Below are 19868 nucleotides of genomic sequence, written 5' to 3'. Positions count from 1 at the left end.
CCAGATAAAATTTGTGCAGATAATTCATCGGAGCATGATCCGCCCATTTTTTAAGATTTTTTTGATTATTTTGAACCTTTTCGAGTATAGTTTTTTGCTCTCTTTTATCTACATCAGGATACCTTGATATAGCTGACAATGAGTCATATAAATTGAATATAAATGCATTAAAAAAACCTGTTGCTCCGTCTAAATACTGTGCTGCTTTAACAGCATTTTTCCAAGCTCGATGATAATCGTAAAACAGATAACAAAGGATTGTCTCGTGCAAATATAACTTAAATATTCCAAATCTGTCATTGGCAGCAATAAGTATTGGTAGTAGCTGCTCCTTATGGCAAGCTTCACCTTGCAAAAGGCAAGGATTTTCCGTCTTTCCAATTAAGTTAAGAACTGATTGCAGAGAAATTTGATTATAATTAAACGATGCTTGTTGTCCGATTCGAGCTAAAGCCTGACTATAGGTTGTTATTTCGGATTCAAGTGCTGTTAGTTCCAAACCGCAAAAATATGAATATTGACACTTATTCATTGCTGCATAACCAGCAAATTCTAAATCCCCGTTTTCTATGCCGCTTTGATAAGATTCCTGTAAAAGAGTAAAGGTTTCTCTGAGGTGCGCTTTTCCATGTATTGTAAATGCAGCAACCTGATCGACGGTTTTACACTTAATTTCTTTAGCATTCAAACGTTCTACTAAATTTAAAGCCAATTGTCCGAATTGATAAGAAGAGTCTATCTCTTGTAATACCCCATTCAAAATCACTCCATAATTGGCATAGCCAAAGGCTGAAAAAGGACAATTTCCATAGGCAACAGATAAATTAACCTGTTGGCATGGAATTAGCGGTAACAGTGTAGGTGCAGCTATAAAACTAGCAGAAAACAAACTCGATAAAATTCTCATAGCTGCCAGCTTTTCAGCATCTATCATCGGAGGTAAATTAATCAAATCATTAATGGCTTTCCCAGTTAATGTAGCTGCTGTTTCCTCCAGTCCAGACTGAATATCCGACGGGGTAGGTGACTCTGGTAAAGTTACACCGAGTAGCTTCAGAACTTGTAACCCAAGCTTGACTGCTTTGAGTTGTTTTCCCTCTGCCATGTAAGTCTGGATTTTGAGCTCATAAACTTTCACTTTGTCCAGAATGGTTTGTGCTTGTTGTAGGACAACTGCTGCCCATTTTTCCATCTGCTCGAAGTCAGTCTTCAGGTACGCGGCTGCTGTTGCTGATTCATAAATTGCTAGCGTTAAATTGTACTGGTTCTGCCAACAATCTGCTGTTAGTAGTTCCATTCCCACGGTTAAATACCTGATAGCAGAAGCATAAGCTGTAGAACCTACAGCTTTACGTCCAGCAATCAAATTCAACTGTGCTAGCTCATCTCGCTCAGTTGGATGGGTGATTAATTCCACTCCATAATTCAACTGATTGACAATAGCAAAAATTTTCTCTTCCCGTTCGACTGCGGGAGTATTTTTCAACAGCAGTTGCCCAATTTTCAGGTGGGTTGCCTGCTTTTGATCTTCTGGAATCAAAAAATAAGCAGCTTGTTGCACTCGATCATGCAAAAAATTGTAAATGGGTAATTGGACTGACTTTTCAGCCTTAGTAATAAATGAAAACTCATTATTTTGTGCTTGAAAAAATTTGTAAACCTCACTGATAGGAATAGCGATGCCTTCTTGCAAAGCTCTCCATAGGTCATTCGCTGTTTCTGCCTGAGATTTTTCATGCACAATGGAGAGAGTTGCTAAGTCAAATTGGTTGCCAATACAGGCAGCTAATTTCAAAACCTCCTGAGTAGGCTCTGGCAACTTTTGTAACTGAAGTGCCATAAACTCGACCACATCATCGGTCAATGCCAGCGCCCTGACTTGGGCAATATCGCACTGCCAAAAGTGGCAACTAAAGTCAAACAAGATTAGCCCATCTTCATGTAGAGATTTGAGAAATTGAGTTGCAAAAAATGGATTACCTTTGGTTTTGGTGAACACCAATTCTGTTAATGGAACTGCCCTTTGGAGGGAACAACACAAGGTATCAGCAATCAGACAGTTTAGGGAAGCTTGGTCTAGAGGAGCTAGGGTAATTTGGTTAACTGTCGCCCTGGCTTTACGAATCTCATCCAGCGTGAGTATAAAAGGATGTGTTGGAAAAACTTCATTATCTCGATATGCTCCGATTAGCAACAGATAGTGCCCAGAAGATTCACTCAGGAGTACTTGCATCAACTTCAGAGACGCTGAATCTGCCCACTGCAAATCATCCAAAAAAATGACTAGAGGATGCTCTTGAGTTGCGAAGACTCGGATAAACTTCTCAAAGAGCAGATTGAAACGATTTTGGGCAGCACTCCCCTCCAGTTCTGGCACGTCTGGCTGCTTGCCAATCAAAAGCTCTAATTCTGGGATGACATCGATAATGACTTGACCGTTCTCACCTAAGACTTTCGATATTTTGGTTTTCCACCTCTGTACAGAAGTAGCACTTTCACTCAGCAATTGCCCTATCAAATTCTGGAATGCCTGCACCCAAGCTGAAAAGGGAATATCGCGCTTGAACTGGTCAAATTTCCCTTTGATAAAGTAACCCCGTTGCCGGACAATAGGTTTGTGGACTTCCGAAACTACAGCAGTTTTTCCAATCCCAGAAAAGCCAGCCACGAGCATGATTTCCGTAGTGCCTGCACTCACTCGGTCAAAGGCAGCTAAAAGGGTTGCCACTTCTGTTTCTCTGCCGTAAAGTTTTTCTGGAATCACGAAGCGATCGCAGATGTCTCGTTCGCCTAACTTAAAAGCAGCGTTACTGCCTGTAGCTAAGTATTGCTGTAAACACTTCTCCAAGTCATATCGCAACCCAAACGCGGTCTGATAGCGCTCCTCTGCTGTTTTCGCCATCAATTTCATTACAATGTCATTCAACACTTGGGGGATGACAAGATTGACTTGGATGGGAGGAGTCGGCATCCTGGCAATATGGCAGTGCACTAACTCCATTGCGTCATCCCACTGAAAAGGGAGTTGTCCGGTGAGCAGTTCGTAGAACGTCACCCCCAACGAGTAATAGTCAGTGCGGTAGTCAATTCCCCGATTCATGCGTCCGGTTTGTTCCGGGGACATGTAGGCAAGCGTCCCTTCCAACACGTTAGGGTTAGCAATTTCCTGATTCTCTCTAGGTAATAGGGAGGAGATACTGAAGTCAATGAGCCTTACCTGCTTCGTTTCAGGGTTAATCAGAATATTTTGGGGCTTAATATCTTTATGAATGATCCGATTGTGATAAAGTCCTTCTAAAGTTTGGACAATCTGGATGGCAATGGGGAGAAATTCATCTAGCGGTAAGGGCAAAGCATTCGGTGAACAACCTTCGGTTCCTACCGCCCCTTCATGGGTGGTATATTCCGCGAGGGAAACACAGCCATTGTCCTCCATCACTAAGGCAAAACCATTTCCATAGTTTTCCAGGCTCAGATGCTTAACTACTCCTGGTAAATCGAGATTTTTGGCAATGGTATACTGATTGCGGAACTGCACCAGTTCATTGAATGTCGGATATTCACTCTTGAGCAGTTTGATGACCACAGGTTTTTGCTCTGATTCAGAAATTCCGCGATAAACTTGGGTTCTGGAACCTGAGTAGAGCTGTTGGGTGATGCGGTAACCAGGAATTGTAATCATAGTTAGAAGAGGGGTGCCAATAGGGTTTGCAAGATGAATTTCTTAGGAAATCGTTAAAACAGATTTGATAATTCTGGGGCGACTGCTCTTTAGAAATCGTTCTTTTGATAGCTATCTATAATATCTGAAATATCTGAAACGGCAGATAGACTGAGTGCAGCGTGGGGGAAATAACTATCCAGTTGACAAAGGTGAAAAAGCTGACTGTATCAGCAATATTCCTCCTGCCTTGGAGCCTCCTGCCTTGGAGCCTTCTTGCACTGAGAGAGCTGGTAACTTGAGGAGAGATAATGCAGAAAATTCCAAAACGAGTCTCAACTGCCCTAATCAATGCCTTGGCGGCGGGTGTTGTACCGAGAGTGGGTTTAGAGCATATTGCAGTGGGCAGAGAAAAAGAAATTGCCGCCCTCTCCCAAGATTTGGACAACATCAGTGAAGGGGGTGCTGCCTTCCGCTTTGTTATAGGACGTTATGGTTCAGGAAAAAGCTTTTTGCTCCAGTTGCTTCGTAACCAGGCAATGGAACAGGGCTTTGTCGTTGCGGATGCGGATTTATCACCAGAACGCCGCCTTGCCGGAAGTAAAAATCATGCTGTAGCAACCTATCGGGAATTAATGGGGAATATTGCCACCAGAACGAATCCAAATGGAGGTGCGATCGCGCTGATTCTGGAAAAATGGATTAGTAGTATTCTCAGCCAAGTCGCCCAAGAAACGGGAAAGCGTCCTCATGACGAGGGTTTTGACGAGCAAGTTGAATTAAAAATTCGGGAAGTCGTGGATAATTTAGAAGGCTTGGTGCATGGCTTCGACTTTGCCAATGTTATTATTGCCTATTGGCGAAGCTACCGTGAGGACAACAACGATAAGAAGGACGCTGCACTGCGTTGGTTACGGGGTGAATTTGCCACCAAAACTGAAGCTAAATCAGCCCTGGGCGTGCGCGTGATTATTGATGACGATACCTGGTATGACTATCTCAAACTATTTGCCCAATTCGTTTCTGATATTGGCTACAAAGGGCTTTTAATTCTGCTAGATGAAGCCATTCATTTATACAAAATTAACCACACCTCTTCTCGCCAAAGCAACTACGACAAGCTTTTAGCGATGTTTAATGATGCTATGCAGGGTAAGGCTGAACACCTGGGTATCCTTATCGGCGGCACACCTCAGTTTATAGAAGATTCTCGTCGGGGACTGCACAGTGATGAATCCTGGAGGACTCGCTTAGCAAAAAGCCGTTTTCTCAAGGAAGGTTTGCAAGATACTTCCGCACCTGTCATCCAACTGGAACCTTTGACTTCCGAAGAACTCTCTAAGCTTTTGCAGCGCTTAGCTGAAGTTCATGCTATCCATTACAACTCGAAAAAAGCACTCTCAGCCCGTGAAGTAGAGGAGTTTAAGAAAGAAGTAGCCAACCGTTTGGGAGCAGATAAACTCTCAACTCCCCGCGAAGTAGTAAGGGACTTCATCAGTGTTTTAAATATTCTCCAACAAAACCCACAAATCACGTTTAAAGAATTAATTCGTGGCTCTAATTTTCAGCCTACTCGTGCTGACAAAAATTCCGATGTGGATGAAAACAGTGAGTTTGCTGAATTTACGTTGTGAGTAGAAAGTCGGTCAGTAAGCTGTTGTGCATTTAATTTAGGAGTTAGGTTTCAGCCTTTTTCTTGTGGGATGGGCATTCTGCCCGTCCAAGCTATGCAATGTTTTATGCTGATTAGCTTAGTTCCATCGTAACCTTAATAGGCAACGGTCATGCGGCGACGAACAAATTGCAATCCGTCAACCTCATCGAGCAGGGTGATCGCGAAATCCTTTTCCGAGATATAGCGGTAACTCGGTTTTCCCAAAGCCCATGAAAATTCCAAACCGAGCCTCGGTCTTCTAACAGATATACCATTTCTTTTCAGGTTGGGTAACATGGCAGCTTGTTTGATGGTTTTAGCGCTCAAACGCAACTACGAACTCTCAGCAATCATCTGTTGGGTCTGCCACAAGCACTACGATAGAGGTGTAAGTTCCAATGGTTAGCATCATTGCCTTCTTGAAGTTGAGACTTTGTCCGATTCAGGCTTTGAGGCAATTTAGCCTCTCCTAAAACCGACTCTTCAAAGCATCCCTCAAATTGTGATAAGAGTGCTTCAGTTTGAGCAAAAGCATTATCTAGAATTGGCTCATTTGCCTCACCCCAAAGCTCAGAGTTAGGCTCATGGTCGATAAAATAACCAAAGATCGTCTCGCAATCTTGGCGATACTTTCGCGTATGCAAAATGTGACAATGCCATAAATAGTCAATATCTTGCGTAGGTACAAGAGAGATTTTTGGATACAGGTAACTGACAAACAAGAACGTTTTATAGCGCCTAATTGCACAGAATGCTCGTTGCCTAGTCCATCCATAACCATTTTGGGGATTCATCAAGTAAGCTGCAATTGATGATAGATCGAGCGATTTCAGCTTTTCTACGCAAGCTAACGCGGGTACAGACAAAGTTTCCTTGATAACTGACATAAGTTGAACATTCAGATTTGATACAACAGATGAAACCGAGCAATTTCGGCTTTTAATGAGCTGAGTATTTGGAGAAAACTTTTTCTTTTGATTTGGCTGCAAAATAATTCCGCTCAATCGTTAACTCTTGCGGTGAACGTGAAACGGTTTAAGTCTCAACAGCAAAGTCTTGAGCATCGATGTCCCAATTAACCCAACGCACTGCTTGACGAGCAAACTGTATCTCAGGAGGAACTCGAATGATGTGAGTGTGTCCGGTACTTGGACAAGTCATTTGTAGCAGAGCAAATGGCTCAATATCGCTGTGTGTATTGATTCTAAGTAACGTGTACTCTCGCCAAGTGTCTAGCTGCGTTGCTTGGAGTTCTCGGCAAATGCGTTCATAGCCAATCCCCTGGATTAGGACTCGACGCAGTTCAGCATTGCGTTCTTGAAGTAACCATGATGATTTCCATTTGTGAGGCGCTAGAGTATAGCGAGGAGGGAGTTCTACGCCCTGATAGGCGTACATCTGGAAGCCGTCGGCAAATTCAACAGCGGGTTCTCCTTCAGCGTGGAGACGGTATTGCTCGTCTAATGATAATCGGAGCGGGCGATCGCAGACCCAACAGATATTTCGCCCCGGAATTACCCAACCACACGCCTGAATCAATTCGCAAAATGCCTGCCACCTCGGTTCGTCATGCTGGCAACCCAGTTCAGAAATACAAAAATCTAACCAACACAAATAAGGCATCAAGTAGCCAGGGTCAACCAGAACCTCCATCAACACTTGCTCGCGACTATTCGCCCTTCTGCTGTGGCTGAGCAGTTGTCTCAACATCTGTTGACGGGTAGAGTCCCACTGCTCAAATTTTAGCCATTCACGAGTTGCATAAGCGAATCGAATTTCACCTATCTGTTGATATCCGACCAGTTCACACCACAGGTGCCGCTTAATTTCTGGAGATATTTGATACCCAATCTCATTCACCTGAAACTGTAGCCACCCTAAACAAAAGGAGCGGCGATCGAACGACAGTGCTGAATCTTTTTGCCAAGATGCAAATGCACGATAGAGTGCGAGTGGACGAGAAGACTGCCGTTGTCTTTTCGAGGTCTTGGATACACATCTGATCGCTAGTTGATAGCAATGTCTGGCACGGTGAAAGACAAAATTTAGAATGAGCAGTCCTAAACCACCAGCTCCTGCACTTAGTATCATCGGGAAAACAAGGGCTGAGGCTTTCGCGCCAATAATAGAGCTAACCCAAATGAAATAGATGAAATAAACAAAACCGAAAATGATGAAAAGGCTGGTCAATATCCAGTGCTGGTTAATTGGCTTTGATTTGGGTACAATTTTTTGCAAAAATGCAACCATTAATGCAATTATCAAGACAGGCGCAGTTAACAACAATGACGGGACTAAAAGTGGAGATAAAAACAAGATAAAGCTTAGGAGAGATAGAATACCGAGGAAGTACTCTAGCCCGTAAATCAACCACCGCCATTTCAATTGGTAAGCCAGGGCATCAGCCAATGCGCTAGAAGCGCCTTTGAAACAAAGAACTTGAGGTTCCGGCTGAGCAAAGGCAGCGTAGAAATTATGAACTGTTCTCGTTGCTTTTTGAGGGTCGATTTGTTGAGTGTTTCGAGCAATGTTTATCCATTTTTGACGATAGACTTGCAATAAGGCTTCCTGCTTAGCCGTGAGGCGAGTAATTCTAGGCATCGCATTCCTCAATCTGAAACCGTTCGGAAAACTTCTTCTGTTCCCACGTATTCCCGTTGAATTCGTACTTGCCAGATTCCTTGAGGAACTTCAATAGCTTTGTGTTCTTCGTGGACGAGCCTAGCTGTTTCCGAAAGTACCCGCAGGTAGAGGGTGCCGTTTTCCTCATAGAGTTCTGCTTGCCCGTCAGCAATTCGATGTCGATGTCCCGTTACTTCGCCTTCAGCTAGCGTCAGGTGCGGTAAAACCTTCCGTTGATGCAAGATTTTTTTGGGCAGACCATCCGCGTTATTTGCAGGTGAAATGTACTTCAAAATTACGTCACCTTGTCGAATGGGTTGCATAGGTTCCTCCTGTAATGCGTTTCATGCAGTTTTCTACCTGAGGTAAGTCTTTTCCTTACTGTTCTTCAACTACGAACGTGCCAGAAATAAGCACAGCTTTGCCATTCTCAATAAATCGGACAGTATTGCTATCGACTTCTAGGTTGTACCTCCCTTGCCACTCTCGAATCACGCGACCATCAGCAGAATAAAGTGTGATTTTGCGATCGAGTCCAAACCAGTTACTCTTGAAATGACTCCATTCATGCTGCGTGCTAGCGCAGCCAGCAAGAACGAGACAAGCTAACACCACAGCAGAGATTAAAAACGCCGAACTTTTCGATTTATTCATCATCCATTTCATAGAATTACTTCCTTCTAATGTTTCTTTGGATTACTCGCTCTATCGCGGCTTCCTAAGACAATCCTGGAAAGTCTAGAACTCTTGGCCTTCAAGTTTTTGCTTCGCTGCTCCTGTGAGTTTCGTGGTTAGCACAAGAACTTTAATAGCCGTTTTATTGGCTATTAATTGGGAATTAGAGCTAATGAGTTTTGCTTCTGTCTTGGCTGACTCATCAATGCAAACAATCCGACCCGATGTTTTTAGATTTTCCATACTGGTTTCAGGCTCTTCAGATTGCTTGGCTATGCTAAAGTCAAGTAAGTTAGCCTCTGTTACAGCAAGAGGTATTTTGCAGCTTTCAGTACTAGTCGGTAAAATTTTAAGGACTCCCGCGTTTCCAATCTCCTTGACAAGACTCGCTTCAAATAAATTATTGCGAATATAACTGAAAATCCAGAAGCCAATTAGCAAAAGAACAAACCAGATATTGAAAGAGCAACCGTAAGACAAATATCCTACATTTCCTTCTACCCGATAGGACATCAGTTAAACTCCCTTGTTTGCCCGCCTGCTCGCTTATCGAGATATGGGCGTTGCTTTAACTGAAGTGTTTACAAATCTTTATCTTGTCTGTCGGATGCTGACAAACCCTGCTGCTTCCAATAACTTCTGTCCTTCATTTGATAGCAACAAGTTCGCGTAGGCTTCACCCGCTTGTTGTCCGATCTGACCATCTTCCTTAACGACAACGTACAGTGTATCGCTTAGCTCTTTGGGATATTCTCCACTTTTGAAGACTTCAACATGGACTTGATTTGGTTGCACTCGGCAGTCAGTGGGTGAGACTAAAGGCTCTTTGTAGGGAGCAACGAACTTCCCAGACGCATTCTTTACAGGCAGGGTTTTAATTGAACACTGTGGCACCAGGATTGGCGCTGTATTGACATTAAAACCACCCGGAGTTTCTGCTAACTTTTGGATTACCTCTTGCGGTGTGGAGATGGACACAGCATTCTTTCCTCGACACTTATCTCCGAGCGTTCTTATCAGGTCAGTAGTTTTGCGAGTGAACACTTGAATTGGCAAATCTGGTCCTCCAACCTCTCTCCAGTTCGTTATCTTACCGTCGCAAATTTCCCTAATCTGATGCACTGTTAAGCCTTTATTCTTAAGCGTGAGCGATGGATGAACCGCGATCGCTTTGAAACTCTTGGCAACTGGAATCGCTTTGAGCCGCATTCCCTTTTTTTGCGCGTTGTCAATATCCTTTATATTCAGCAGACGAGATGCTTGGGCGAAGTCAATTTCTCCGTTGAGCAACATCTCAACCCCCATTCCAGTGCTAGGGATGCTGCCCTCTGGCGGATTCACATATTGCAATCGAAAATTCGGTAGAGTTTGTTCAATTGCTAGGTCAACTGAACCTCGGATGGGTGCCCAAGTGGTACTCCCTCCGTATCGAAAAGAGACTTTGTTTTTAGGGACAGTAGGGACAGTAGGGACAGGAACTTCAGCAAGGGTGTTATAGATTTTTGGAGATGGCAGCGTTGGTATGGGTGGCTCTACAGGTGTATGAATGGCGTCTTTAATCGAGTTATAGACATGAGGCACAACTTTCACCAATGGGAATCCCAATGCAACCAACCCAACAATGAGCAGTAACTTCAGAGCGTCTGGCGGATGCAGTTGCGGCGGTTGGTCAGTTTTTGACTCAAGTTTAGGCTGACTTTCATCGGGTTGCAGCTCACTAGTAATTGGCTCAGGCTGAAGCTGGGGGAAAACAAGTTCCGGCTGATTGGGATTTTGACAAACGATTGGCAACCAAGTTGCCGCCGGACAGGGTTGTTTGTTATCGCTCTCCAGCCAATGGAGCCTGTTACGCGCCTTGCGCACAGCTAGATAAAGCGGTTTACCTTGAGAAAACTCTTCCAAAAAGTATTGCAAGAATTTGCGAGCAACACGATCGGGCACCGGCTCTCGCATCACAATCATTACAGGCATTCTCAATTTTGCGGCTACACTCAATTGTTCAATAAATCGAGCAATGCCCAATCCATCACAGGAATTGAAAATGACCAATTTTAAACCGTTGCGAATCGCTTGTTTCAAATCCTCTCGTAGGTCATCTATTGCCAAAGGCACGCCATTTTGAAGTTGAATCGCTCCAGTTTGGCAACCTGCATCACTGAAACTATGCCCCGCAAAAAACAAGATGTCGCAGGATTGATGATACAAGCATTTCGATAATTGTTCGCGATCGGGTTGCAATCGAATATGAATTTCGGAGCCATTTCGTTCGAGTTCCTTTAATGCTCTGATATCCTCCTCTAAGTTCAGTCCACCTTCATCGCTGCCAAGAATGGCTAGAGTCTTGACTCTAGCCTGCAACGGTAATGTATGACGAGCAAAGCGGGCACCTAGCACAACCTCTGCATGATTAACCCGATCAAATAAGTCCCAGGTATGCCACGGCAGCTTGCGAAGCAGATTGTCTTGTTCGAGATCACCCGTGTCGCAATCCAAAATGATCGGAACCGAGGGGTCAGCCGCGACCCCCACGTTTGCTTGGATGCGATCGCGCAGCATCCCAAAGGTTGAACTACTCAACCACGTTTTGACTTTTGTCTCAAAATCTTTGGTCATGTCGAGACAAGTCTTCAAGCTAGACTTATGCGTAACTTGTGCGCTCACAGGTTGAATAGCGCGGCTACCGATTGCCCGACCTAATGCATCATAAGTCGGTTTCCACACTTGATAACACTGCGGTATCTCCGGGGCTGCCCCCAAGCGGGGAAAGTCTGAATCTTTATCGATCAGGCAACCGTCCTCTAGAATCTGTAGCTCTACAGCAAACCCTTCAGTGAAGCTACCTTCACCAATCCGAAGCACAACAGCGACATTTTGGCATGGCGGGGACTGAACCATAGACAACAGAGGCAACGGTTAATTGTTAAACATACATATTTATGCGCCAGAAAACCACGACTGGCTCACACCACACAATAAGCTAAACGACAAAGCTTTCTGTAAAACTTGCCTCATTGAAAACCACACGCACACTGAAGCGATCGCCCACATCGGCTGTAATTTTGAACTGCATATAGTCATCTCGCTGCCTCGATTCCAGTTCTTGCAAAGTGTTACCCGTTTCATCCAAGACAATCAGCTTTAGCTCTTCGGGCAGGTGGGGTTGCTTGAGCGGATACGCCCGGAGCAAAATTAACATTTTGCCATCTGATTTAGATAAAATTCCAACCATCAGTGCGATCGCTTCACCCGCTAGATACAGTCCCAAGTCTTTAGAACTGATGACCGGACACGCCGGATGTTGCGGATCTAACTCCCAAAGCAACTCTGCCGCTTGCCAACGAATTTCATCATCTTGAGTCGTCTGAATTAATTGCGCCAGTGCCGTTGGGGGTTCTAGATTGGCTGGAGCAGACTGGGTATTGGCAGACTGTTGGAGATAGAGCTGATTCACCCATTGCTGAATTGTTTCAGGATTTATGCTACCTCGTCTGGGTAATGCGCTCGCAAAGTTGAGAATTGGCTGTCTCAGAGATTGCAGCAGAGTATCCAACGGTTGCCAATCCGATTCAAAGAGATGGTCTAACCATTGGCTCAACCGAATCGGCGATCGTTGCGGCGCTACTATACAGTCAATCAATGCGTCTAGGGGTTGGAGAGCGCTCACTGACAACGCTGACCCTGACCCCACTGGCGCAAACCCCAAAACCTGCCCGACTCGATAGGGGTTATCTAACTCTATTACCACAATACCAAGGCTCTTGTCATCCCCTTTAGGGAGAAAACATTGGCGATCGCCCGGATGAATTGGATAACACCACAAATGCTTCTGCACTTCTGGAATATACAGACAAGCAAGTTGGTTGACTTGTTGATAGAAGTCTAATTTGGGTTCGCTCCAATTTTGGATGATGTCTTCAGAATAATCAATTCCCAACAGTGTCAAACAACGTCGCATCACCACCGCGACAAGCACACTCCGATAGTGCTGCTCTTCTTGCTCTCGTGGAAACTGTGTCGAAACCTCATATGCCTCCCTACGCTCCGCATCAAGAATCGGGATTGCAAGTGGAATTAGAGATGGAATAGTATCAGTCATGATTTGTGGTTAAACAAACGATTAGTGATAAAAAGTTCCCATGTCAACTATTCAGAAATATTCAGAAACAACTGTCTGAAACACGATGAGCATCGAGACCTACAAAAATTGATAAGTGCAGTTTTATTAACTTCCATCCCTTGAGCCAACTCATCCCAAGAAACTTCACCTAAGTCGCGCAGCGCTGTCAATATTTGCAGTAACAAAGTCTGACAATTAATCTGGGGATAGTCGCGCATTCGACAGTTACGCAACTGTTTACCTGGATCTTGCTGCACCAAGTCCATCCACTCCTGGAGCGTTTCGTCCCAGTGATCAAGAGCTGGTGCGGGAAAAAAATCGGTCAGATCGATCGCCTCACCGTCGCTATTTTTTGGAGGCTGTATTCGTTTGCCTTGCTCAACAGCTTGCTCTCGAATGACCTCTCGAATCACCCACTTAAGTTTGTTGTTAAACCAAGTTACAAAACTTGCCTGTTCCGGGTCGTAGCGATGGAAATTCTCGCCGAACCATAGCCAGGTTCGTGCCAGTGCTTCTTCGTAGATATCAGGTGACATCAGGTTATCCTCCTTTCCAAATTTGACCGGAGTATTGCATGATTTCAACGATAAATAGCCGTGCTTTAATAGCCCGATTTCGGTCATGAGTTTGGCAAGCTTGCTCAAAGAGCCATCGACGGGCAGGGATATTTCTCATAATCGCTTGCAGTTTTTCTGGATACTGTAATAAGTTGCGCCGCTCCTTTGGCTGCTTTAGAGCATTCTCAAGCAGAGTAATCAGGTGAGCACTATCGCACATGGTTTTATTCACATAATCTGGTTTAACCTTCCCCTATGTCACTAACGGGTTATCGGAAGCAAGAACCTAGATCTCTGCCAAGTCTTTATAAAGCTTTACAAATCAAAGAAGGGCTTGGATCGCAGGGACATAGACCTATAGTTCTGACTCCTTAGCGGTTATGCAGTGGCATCTATATTGCCTTCAGAACTCAGTGAATGCCATTTTCTAGCCGGAAGTTCCCCTAAAAGGGGAACTTCCGGCTAATGGGACTTAAACAAAAACTGAGACAAAAATGGCTTCAAACCCAGATACAAAAATAGTTTCAGCTCAAATGGGCATGAATCTAGCATTCACAAGGGTTTCAGGCACGGTAGCAGGAGCTTTATTGTGAAATAACTTTTTTCCTACTCACCACTAACCACTAACCCTTATCCTTTTTTCGCCCGTTCTACCCACTCGATTACCTGTTTAGCAAGCTGCGCGTTATTGAGGCGATCAATTTCGCGAATGCCAGTGGGACTAGTAACATTAACCTCGGTGAGGTAGCCGCCGATTACATCAATGCCGACAAAATATAAGCCATCTTGCTGTAGCTTCGGCCCAACCGTCGCGCAGATTTTCTGCTCTTGCGGCGTAATTTCTGTAGCCACAGCTTGACCACCGACTGCCATGTTACCGCGAAATTCGCTGCCGCTGGGAATTCGGTTTACAGCCCCAATGGGTTCGCCATTGAGCAGGATAATCCGCTTATCCCCCTCTTTGGCAGCTGGAAGGTACGTTTGTACCATTACGGGTTCGCGACCTCGTTGGGTACTCACTTCGATTAGGGAGTTAAAATTGCGATCGCCCGGTTCTAGAAATAAAATTCCTTCCCCTGCTTTGCCACCCAATGGCTTGAGAACCCCTGCTCCTTTTTCCTCAACGAATTTCCGGATCACCTTTATATCCTGGCTAACAATCGTTTCTGGAATCACGTCCTTAAACTGAAGGGCGTACATTTTTTCATTCGCCGCCCGTATTCCCGATGGTGTATTGATGACCAGCGTTTTTTCGGGATTGATGTAGTCCAGAATATAGGTAGCATAAAGATAAGGAATCGTTACGGGTGGGTCTGTCCGCATAAAGACAGCATCCATATCCTGTAGCGATCGCGAAACAGAGGCAGACACAGCATACCAGTCCTCACGAACCACCCACCGCCCCTCCACTAGTTTAGCGGGCGTGAGTTGTACCTCCTCCAAGAGCGCCCATGCTTGAGACTTCACAACACTCAACTTTTCAGCCTGAGTAGCCCAAACTTCGTGGCCTAACGCTTGTGCGGCTTCCATGAGTGCCACACTGGTATCATGACCAGGATCGAGCTTTGAGAGCGGGTCAATGATGAACGCAAATTTCACGCCAGAAATCCTTTAACTCGTCGGACAAATGCATCGGGTGTTGCTTCCAGTGACCGTCTCCAAGCGCCAATCGTACTTGCGGTATTGACGATGGCTTTGGGAATTTCAGCTCACCCTGCAAAGGCTACCATGTTTTGAGATGGCTCTACCTCTGTGATTGCCTCCTTATATTAGTAATCACAACCAACGCCCTTTCCATTTCACTGAAGAGCGAGAGAAAGTAGGCCACTTCTGGTCAATCCACTCCCAAGAGCATCGTTCACTGCGGTTGAAATCGTCAGCTAGCGGCGGCTCCGCCCTGTAGCAGGAGATCTAATTTTCCCTGAAATTCCAAATCGTAAATATCATCACAACCGCCGATGTGTTGATCATTGATAAAAATCTGCGGCAAAGAACGGCGTCCATGTGACCTCCCAGCCATCTTGGCGCGTGCCGCCTCATCCCCATCGATACAATATTCGGTAAAATTAACGCCCTTTTGCTTTAACAAGGCTTTAGCACGGATGCAGAAGGGGCAACGGCTCCAAGTGTAGATTTCCACGTTCGGTTCCATTGTGTTCTCAACTGTTAAGTAATATTTCTTAAATTTTAGCTCGGTGTTCGTCGCAAAAAAAATAACCAGCAAGGTCATTCCAGCAGAGGTTGATTATCATGAATGTATAGGCATATACTGGGCGGCTGTTTGATCGCGCCGCAGGATGTTGGCTGGTCGCATCTCCTCAAAAAAGCTCTAAGGGTTTAAATCTAGTGACTACTATTAGTCAACTAGAGCTTGGCATGGCTTAAAAGTACGATTTTTGTGACTAAACCGGAACTGCACTCTTATCATATTTGTGAGTTTTGAAGTATTCACAAACTCGAATCAATTAAAGCGGATTCGTTACTAACGAGACTCTCGCTATGTCAAGTGATCAAAATCACATGCTGTTGTTGCATAAAGAGCAAGACATGTTTAAGTCAAAACTGCTAACCTTTTGACAATGACAGGTATCGTGAGAATCCAGCTATTTAAGCAGCACACTTCTCATAATAAATTGGCATCACGCGTGAAAATTCTGACAAGAAACCTTACTGGAATTAAGATTGTGGATATCCTCTTCGGGGGATGTTTCCGCTGATTGGCTCAGCTGATTTGTGCAACTGCCGCGCTATGAGCAAATACCAAGGAAATTTAGAGGTAAGACGCTGGTTGTCTAACGTCCGCAAGTTAGACACTTTCACCTCTTGTTGGGCCAACACGACCGCTTGTGCGTTAGCGAAGCGATCCGACGCGTTAAGAGGATTCTGCTTCGTCGCTAAGGCATGAAGCACGGACGCTCCTAACACCGCTAATGCTATCAGGGTGAATACTTCTTTCTGCTAAGCTGTTTTCAACTTTCGTTTAGAGCATAGGGCAACTCCTAGCCAAACACCACTTGCCAACTCCGCCAAACTTTACTAGAACCTGGATGGAGCTTGAGCGTATCAACGAAAACAGACTTCACGCTCCGGCACAACCCCAATAGCCTGGTAAAACTTACTGATGAACTGCCTGAAGAAGCCTGCAAGGAAAAAATATGTCTAGTACGCAAAATCTATTCACAATTCAGTTTTGGGGCGTCAGAGGAAGTATCGCCTGTCCAGGGCCGGAGACTGTCCGCTATGGCGGCAACACGCCTTGCATCGAGATGCGAGTCGGAGGTAAACGTCTGATTTTTGATGGTGGCACGGGTTTGCGAGTGTTGGGGCAGTCAATGCTTTCGCAAATGCCAGTAGAGGCTTATATGTTTTTTACCCACTCCCACTGGGATCATATTCAGGGAGTTCCTTTTTTTATCCCTGCTTTTATCAAGGGTAATTGTTTCCATATTTATGGAGCGCCTGCACCTAATGGTGCAACGATTGAGAAGCGTCTGACTGACCAGATGCTCCACCCCAATTTTCCAGTTCCCATCCGAGTCATGCAGGCCGATTTGAATTTCAATGACTTGGAACTTGGGGAGACTGTTGAGATCGAAGATATTACGGTTGAAAATGCTCTATTAAACCATCCTGGTGAAGCTGTGGGCTACCGTGTTAACTGGCGAGGTTACTCAGCTGCTTACATTACAGACACGGAACATTTCCCAGACACCTTAGATAAAAATGTTCTCCAGTTGGCACGGAATGCCGATGTCATGATTTACGATGCCACCTACACGGATGAAGAATACCACTCGAAGGGATCGAGCAAGGTGGGTTGGGGGCATTCCACTTGGCAAGAGGCGGTCAAGGTTGCCAAAGCCGCCAATGTGAAAAAACTGGTAATTTTTCACCATGACCCTCTGCATAATGATGATTTTCTGGATCATGTCGGAGAACAAGCGTCTCAGCAGTTTCCCAATACCTTTATGGCTCGTGAAGGTCAGACCATTCAGCTAGGGAGAGCCGCCACAAGTAATATGGTTTCTGTGGAAGAAGCGAAAATCACTGTTTAATCCTAATCTTCAGATGGATGAGTCGTCATACCCTTCTCGATAGGAGAAAAACTCTGCAAGATTGAGTAGACAGGCTATGAAACAGGAACTTTTAGCCTAGAAGTCCACGTTACAGCGTGTGGAAGTGTCACAGTATAGAGTATAGTAGTGGGTTGCATTGCTGGTTAGTTGTTAGGCAATAAATTCCGGCGTAGCTGTGCGTCGTATTGTGAGGCACTAGCCACTAAAACCTTAATGTGTCAAAATGTAAAGCGTGTGGGTTACTTCCTCTTTCGCGACTGTTTTAACTCCAACTGCTGTTGCCCTGGGAAACTTTGATGGCGTTCACCGAGGGCACAGACAGGTTATTCAACCAATTTTGCAAAAAGCGGGGGCTTCACAATCCATTGGTGTGACACCACCGATGGGAGAGGGTCAAGGTCGGATTGAAGGGTTGCGATCGCCAAACCTGAAGGATAATTTTGAGCGTCAAGTCCGGTTGGGGGCAAATCCTGTCTATGGCACAGTGGCGACGTTTCATCCTCATCCCCGTGAATTTTTTTCTGGTAAAAGCTGGAATCTCCTCACTACAAGGTCAGAAAAGGTTCAACAGCTCAGTCTACTGGGCGTCGAACAGCTGGTACTCCTGCCCTTCGATCACGAACTCGCTTCCTTGAGTCCGCAGGAATTTGTTGAAAAGATTGTGATACAGCGCTTACAAGCAACCCATGTGAGTGTGGGTGAAGATTTTCACTTCGGGCATCGACGTGCTGGAACGGCAGCTGAACTACGAGCGATCGCATCCTCTTATGGTGTTGAGGTCAGCATTGTATCGTTACAAATGTGCCAGGGAGAACGCATTAGTAGTTCAAGCATTCGCCAATCTTTACAAGAAGGCAATATTTCTAAAGCCAACCTTCTCCTAGGACGCCCATATACCTTTACAGGTGTCGTGATGAGAGGACAGCAATTGGGCAGAAAGCTGGGATTTCCGACGGCTAACCTCCAACTCCCTCCAGAAAAGTTTTTGCCCCGGCATGGTGTCTACTGCGTGCGAGTCCATCACCCCACTCTGCCCTCCCTCGCCTCCTCCCCCTGCGCTGTCATGAATATTGGGCATCGCCCCACCGTGAACGGCATTGGTGTAACGGTCGAGGTTCACCTGTTAGATTGGTCAGGAGATCTATATGGACAGACCTTAACGGTGAGTTTGGAGCAGTTTTTGCGACCCGAACAAAAATTTGCTTCTCTAGAAGACCTCAAGCGGCAAATTCAGGCAGACTGTGAAGCAGCAAGAGCTGTGTTAGGGTGCCTGGACTAGGAGCTGGAGCTGCATGGAACAAGGCAAAATAGGACATTGGGAGATATCTACCGATCGTGAGACAACGAATTGAGCAGCTGACAGAAAACCTGGGGCGTACCATTGTCGGCAAAGCGGATTCCATCCGACTGGTAATCGTCGCGCTACTTGCTGGTGGTCATGCTTTGTTAGAAGATGTCCCTGGTGTTGGTAAAACACTCCTTGCTAAATCGCTGGCTCGTTCCATTGCTGGTCGGTTTCAACGAATTCAATGCACTCCTGACCTTCTGCCTACTGATATCACTGGAACCAATATTTGGAATCAGCGCAGTGGTGAGTTTGAATTTCTCCCAGGCCCCGTTTTTGCCAATGTGCTGCTGGCGGATGAAATTAATCGGGCGACACCCCGCACCCAATCCGCTTTGTTAGAGGTGATGGAGGAGCAACAGGTGACGGTGGATGGTGTTTCTCGTGCCGTTCCCAAGCCGTTTTTTGTGATTGCTACCCAAAACCCGATTGAGTATCAAGGAACATTCCCCTTGCCAGAAGCCCAAATGGATCGCTTCATGCTGTCTTTGAGCTTGGGTTATCCCACTGAAGATGAAGAACTCCAAATGCTGGAACGACATCAAGACGGCCTGAGGGTTTCGGAACTGGAGCCATGTATCTCCGCAGAAGACGTTCTGGAGTTACGGAGTCTTTGCCATCGGGTGAAAATGGACAAAACGCTACAAAAATACATTGTTAACTTGGTACGAGCAACCCGCTCTTCTGAGGAAGTCACGTTAGGCGTGAGTCCTCGCGGTACTGTTGCTTTGCAGAGAACCGCTCAGGCACTGGCGTTCCTTGAAGGTCGAGACTATGTAATTCCCGATGATGTTAAGTTCCTAGCACCTTATGTGCTTGCCCATCGCCTGATTCCAGCCGGTGGGCGTCGAGCCAAGCCAATTGTTGAGCAGTTGCTCAGATCGGTGCCAATTCCTTAGAATTGATTGTTTGATTATGCCAAAGCGTGTGAGGTCTAGAATTCGAGGGCGTAATACCATTTTAGATTTTGGATTTTGGATTTTGGATTTTCTAAGCCTTGCCAGTAGGGGGTTTGGGAAAGTTAAAGGTGTCAAGTCTAAACCCAAAGGGTATAAGCGAGAGCGTTCACCTGTCGTGTTGGTGTTTTTGCTGCTCGTCTGGAGTATTTGTTTGGGATGGGGAATGGCGATCGCATTCAGCACCGACCAAACGGCGATCGCA

General features: G+C 45.4%; 17 protein-coding genes and 1 pseudogene. 5 read left to right on the top strand and 13 right to left on the bottom strand.

The window, feature by feature from the left end:
• Positions 1 to 3682: serine/threonine-protein kinase PknK (locus tag V6C93_RS34250; protein ID WP_333481162.1), on the bottom strand; the 3682-nt coding region annotated here is incomplete at its 3' end.
• A 290-nt stretch (positions 3683 to 3972) separates the two neighbouring features.
• Here V6C93_RS34250 and V6C93_RS34245 point away from each other — a divergent pair.
• Positions 3973 to 5295, top strand: a complete 1323-nt coding sequence (locus V6C93_RS34245; RefSeq protein WP_333481161.1) for an ATP-binding protein — start codon at positions 3973 to 3975, stop codon at positions 5293 to 5295.
• Between the two features lie 134 nt (positions 5296 to 5429).
• Here the strand turns inward: V6C93_RS34245 and V6C93_RS34240 are convergent, their stop codons facing one another.
• The 12 genes from V6C93_RS34240 to grxC form a co-directional block, all read right to left on the bottom strand.
• Positions 5430 to 5558, bottom strand: a complete 129-nt coding sequence (locus V6C93_RS34240; RefSeq protein ID WP_333481160.1) for a hypothetical protein — start codon at positions 5556 to 5558, stop codon at positions 5430 to 5432.
• A 107-nt stretch (positions 5559 to 5665) separates the two neighbouring features.
• Positions 5666 to 6202 (bottom strand): glycine-rich domain-containing protein, encoded by a 537-nt coding sequence (locus tag V6C93_RS34235; protein WP_333481159.1) that lies wholly within the window; start codon positions 6200 to 6202, stop codon positions 5666 to 5668.
• Between the two features lie 148 nt (positions 6203 to 6350).
• Positions 6351 to 7916: a DUF6745 domain-containing protein gene (locus tag V6C93_RS34230; protein ID WP_333481158.1), complete on the bottom strand. Its 1566-nt coding sequence runs from the start codon at positions 7914 to 7916 to the stop codon at positions 6351 to 6353.
• A gap of 8 nt (positions 7917 to 7924) precedes the next feature.
• The gene (locus tag V6C93_RS34225) at positions 7925 to 8260 is read right to left on the bottom strand and encodes a hypothetical protein (RefSeq protein WP_333481157.1); all 336 of its coding nucleotides are present in this window, start codon (positions 8258 to 8260) and stop codon (positions 7925 to 7927) included.
• Between the two features lie 55 nt (positions 8261 to 8315).
• Complete coding sequence (locus V6C93_RS34220) at positions 8316 to 8603, bottom strand: hypothetical protein (RefSeq protein ID WP_333481156.1); 288 nt, start codon at positions 8601 to 8603, stop codon at positions 8316 to 8318.
• Between the two features lie 72 nt (positions 8604 to 8675).
• Positions 8676 to 9125 (bottom strand): hypothetical protein, encoded by a 450-nt coding sequence (locus V6C93_RS34215; protein WP_333481155.1) that lies wholly within the window; start codon positions 9123 to 9125, stop codon positions 8676 to 8678.
• Positions 9126 to 9203: 78 nt separating this feature from the next.
• Positions 9204 to 11507, bottom strand: a complete 2304-nt coding sequence (locus tag V6C93_RS34210) for a substrate-binding domain-containing protein (protein ID WP_333481154.1) — start codon at positions 11505 to 11507, stop codon at positions 9204 to 9206.
• Between the two features lie 82 nt (positions 11508 to 11589).
• Positions 11590 to 12708, bottom strand: coding sequence for a DUF1822 family protein (locus V6C93_RS34205; protein WP_333481153.1), 1119 nt, complete (start codon positions 12706 to 12708; stop codon positions 11590 to 11592).
• 47 nt (positions 12709 to 12755) lie between these two features.
• Positions 12756 to 13265 (bottom strand): hypothetical protein, encoded by a 510-nt coding sequence (locus V6C93_RS34200; protein WP_333481152.1) that lies wholly within the window; start codon positions 13263 to 13265, stop codon positions 12756 to 12758.
• 4 nt (positions 13266 to 13269) lie between these two features.
• Complete coding sequence (locus tag V6C93_RS34195; protein WP_333481151.1) at positions 13270 to 13518, bottom strand: hypothetical protein; 249 nt, start codon at positions 13516 to 13518, stop codon at positions 13270 to 13272.
• Positions 13519 to 13916: 398 nt separating this feature from the next.
• Positions 13917 to 14885, bottom strand: coding sequence for a glutathione synthase (gshB, locus tag V6C93_RS34190; RefSeq protein ID WP_333481150.1), 969 nt, complete (start codon positions 14883 to 14885; stop codon positions 13917 to 13919).
• Between the two features lie 277 nt (positions 14886 to 15162).
• Positions 15163 to 15438, bottom strand: coding sequence for a glutaredoxin 3 (grxC, locus tag V6C93_RS34185; RefSeq protein ID WP_333481149.1), 276 nt, complete (start codon positions 15436 to 15438; stop codon positions 15163 to 15165).
• A 1003-nt stretch (positions 15439 to 16441) separates the two neighbouring features.
• Here grxC and V6C93_RS34180 point away from each other — a divergent pair.
• The 4 genes and pseudogenes from V6C93_RS34180 to V6C93_RS34165 form a co-directional block, all read left to right on the top strand.
• A complete protein-coding gene (locus V6C93_RS34180) occupies positions 16442 to 17341 on the top strand; it encodes an MBL fold metallo-hydrolase (RefSeq protein ID WP_333481148.1) in 900 nt (299 codons plus the stop codon).
• Positions 17342 to 17594: 253 nt separating this feature from the next.
• Positions 17595 to 18641: a bifunctional riboflavin kinase/FAD synthetase gene (locus V6C93_RS34175; RefSeq protein WP_333481147.1), complete on the top strand. Its 1047-nt coding sequence runs from the start codon at positions 17595 to 17597 to the stop codon at positions 18639 to 18641.
• Between the two features lie 56 nt (positions 18642 to 18697).
• On the top strand, positions 18698 to 19606 hold the full coding sequence (locus tag V6C93_RS34170) for a MoxR family ATPase (protein WP_333481146.1): 909 nt from the start codon (positions 18698 to 18700) through the stop codon (positions 19604 to 19606).
• A 16-nt stretch (positions 19607 to 19622) separates the two neighbouring features.
• Positions 19623 to 19868 (top strand): annotated as a pseudogene (locus V6C93_RS34165) (hypothetical protein); the annotation flags it as partial.

Origin of the sequence: Allocoleopsis sp. (assembly GCF_036703385.1) — a bacterium.
Taxonomy (GTDB): Bacteria; Cyanobacteriota; Cyanobacteriia; order Cyanobacteriales; family Coleofasciculaceae; genus Allocoleopsis.
The sequence above is the reverse complement of the archived record's forward strand: the minus strand, read 5'-3'. Positions and strand labels throughout refer to the sequence as shown.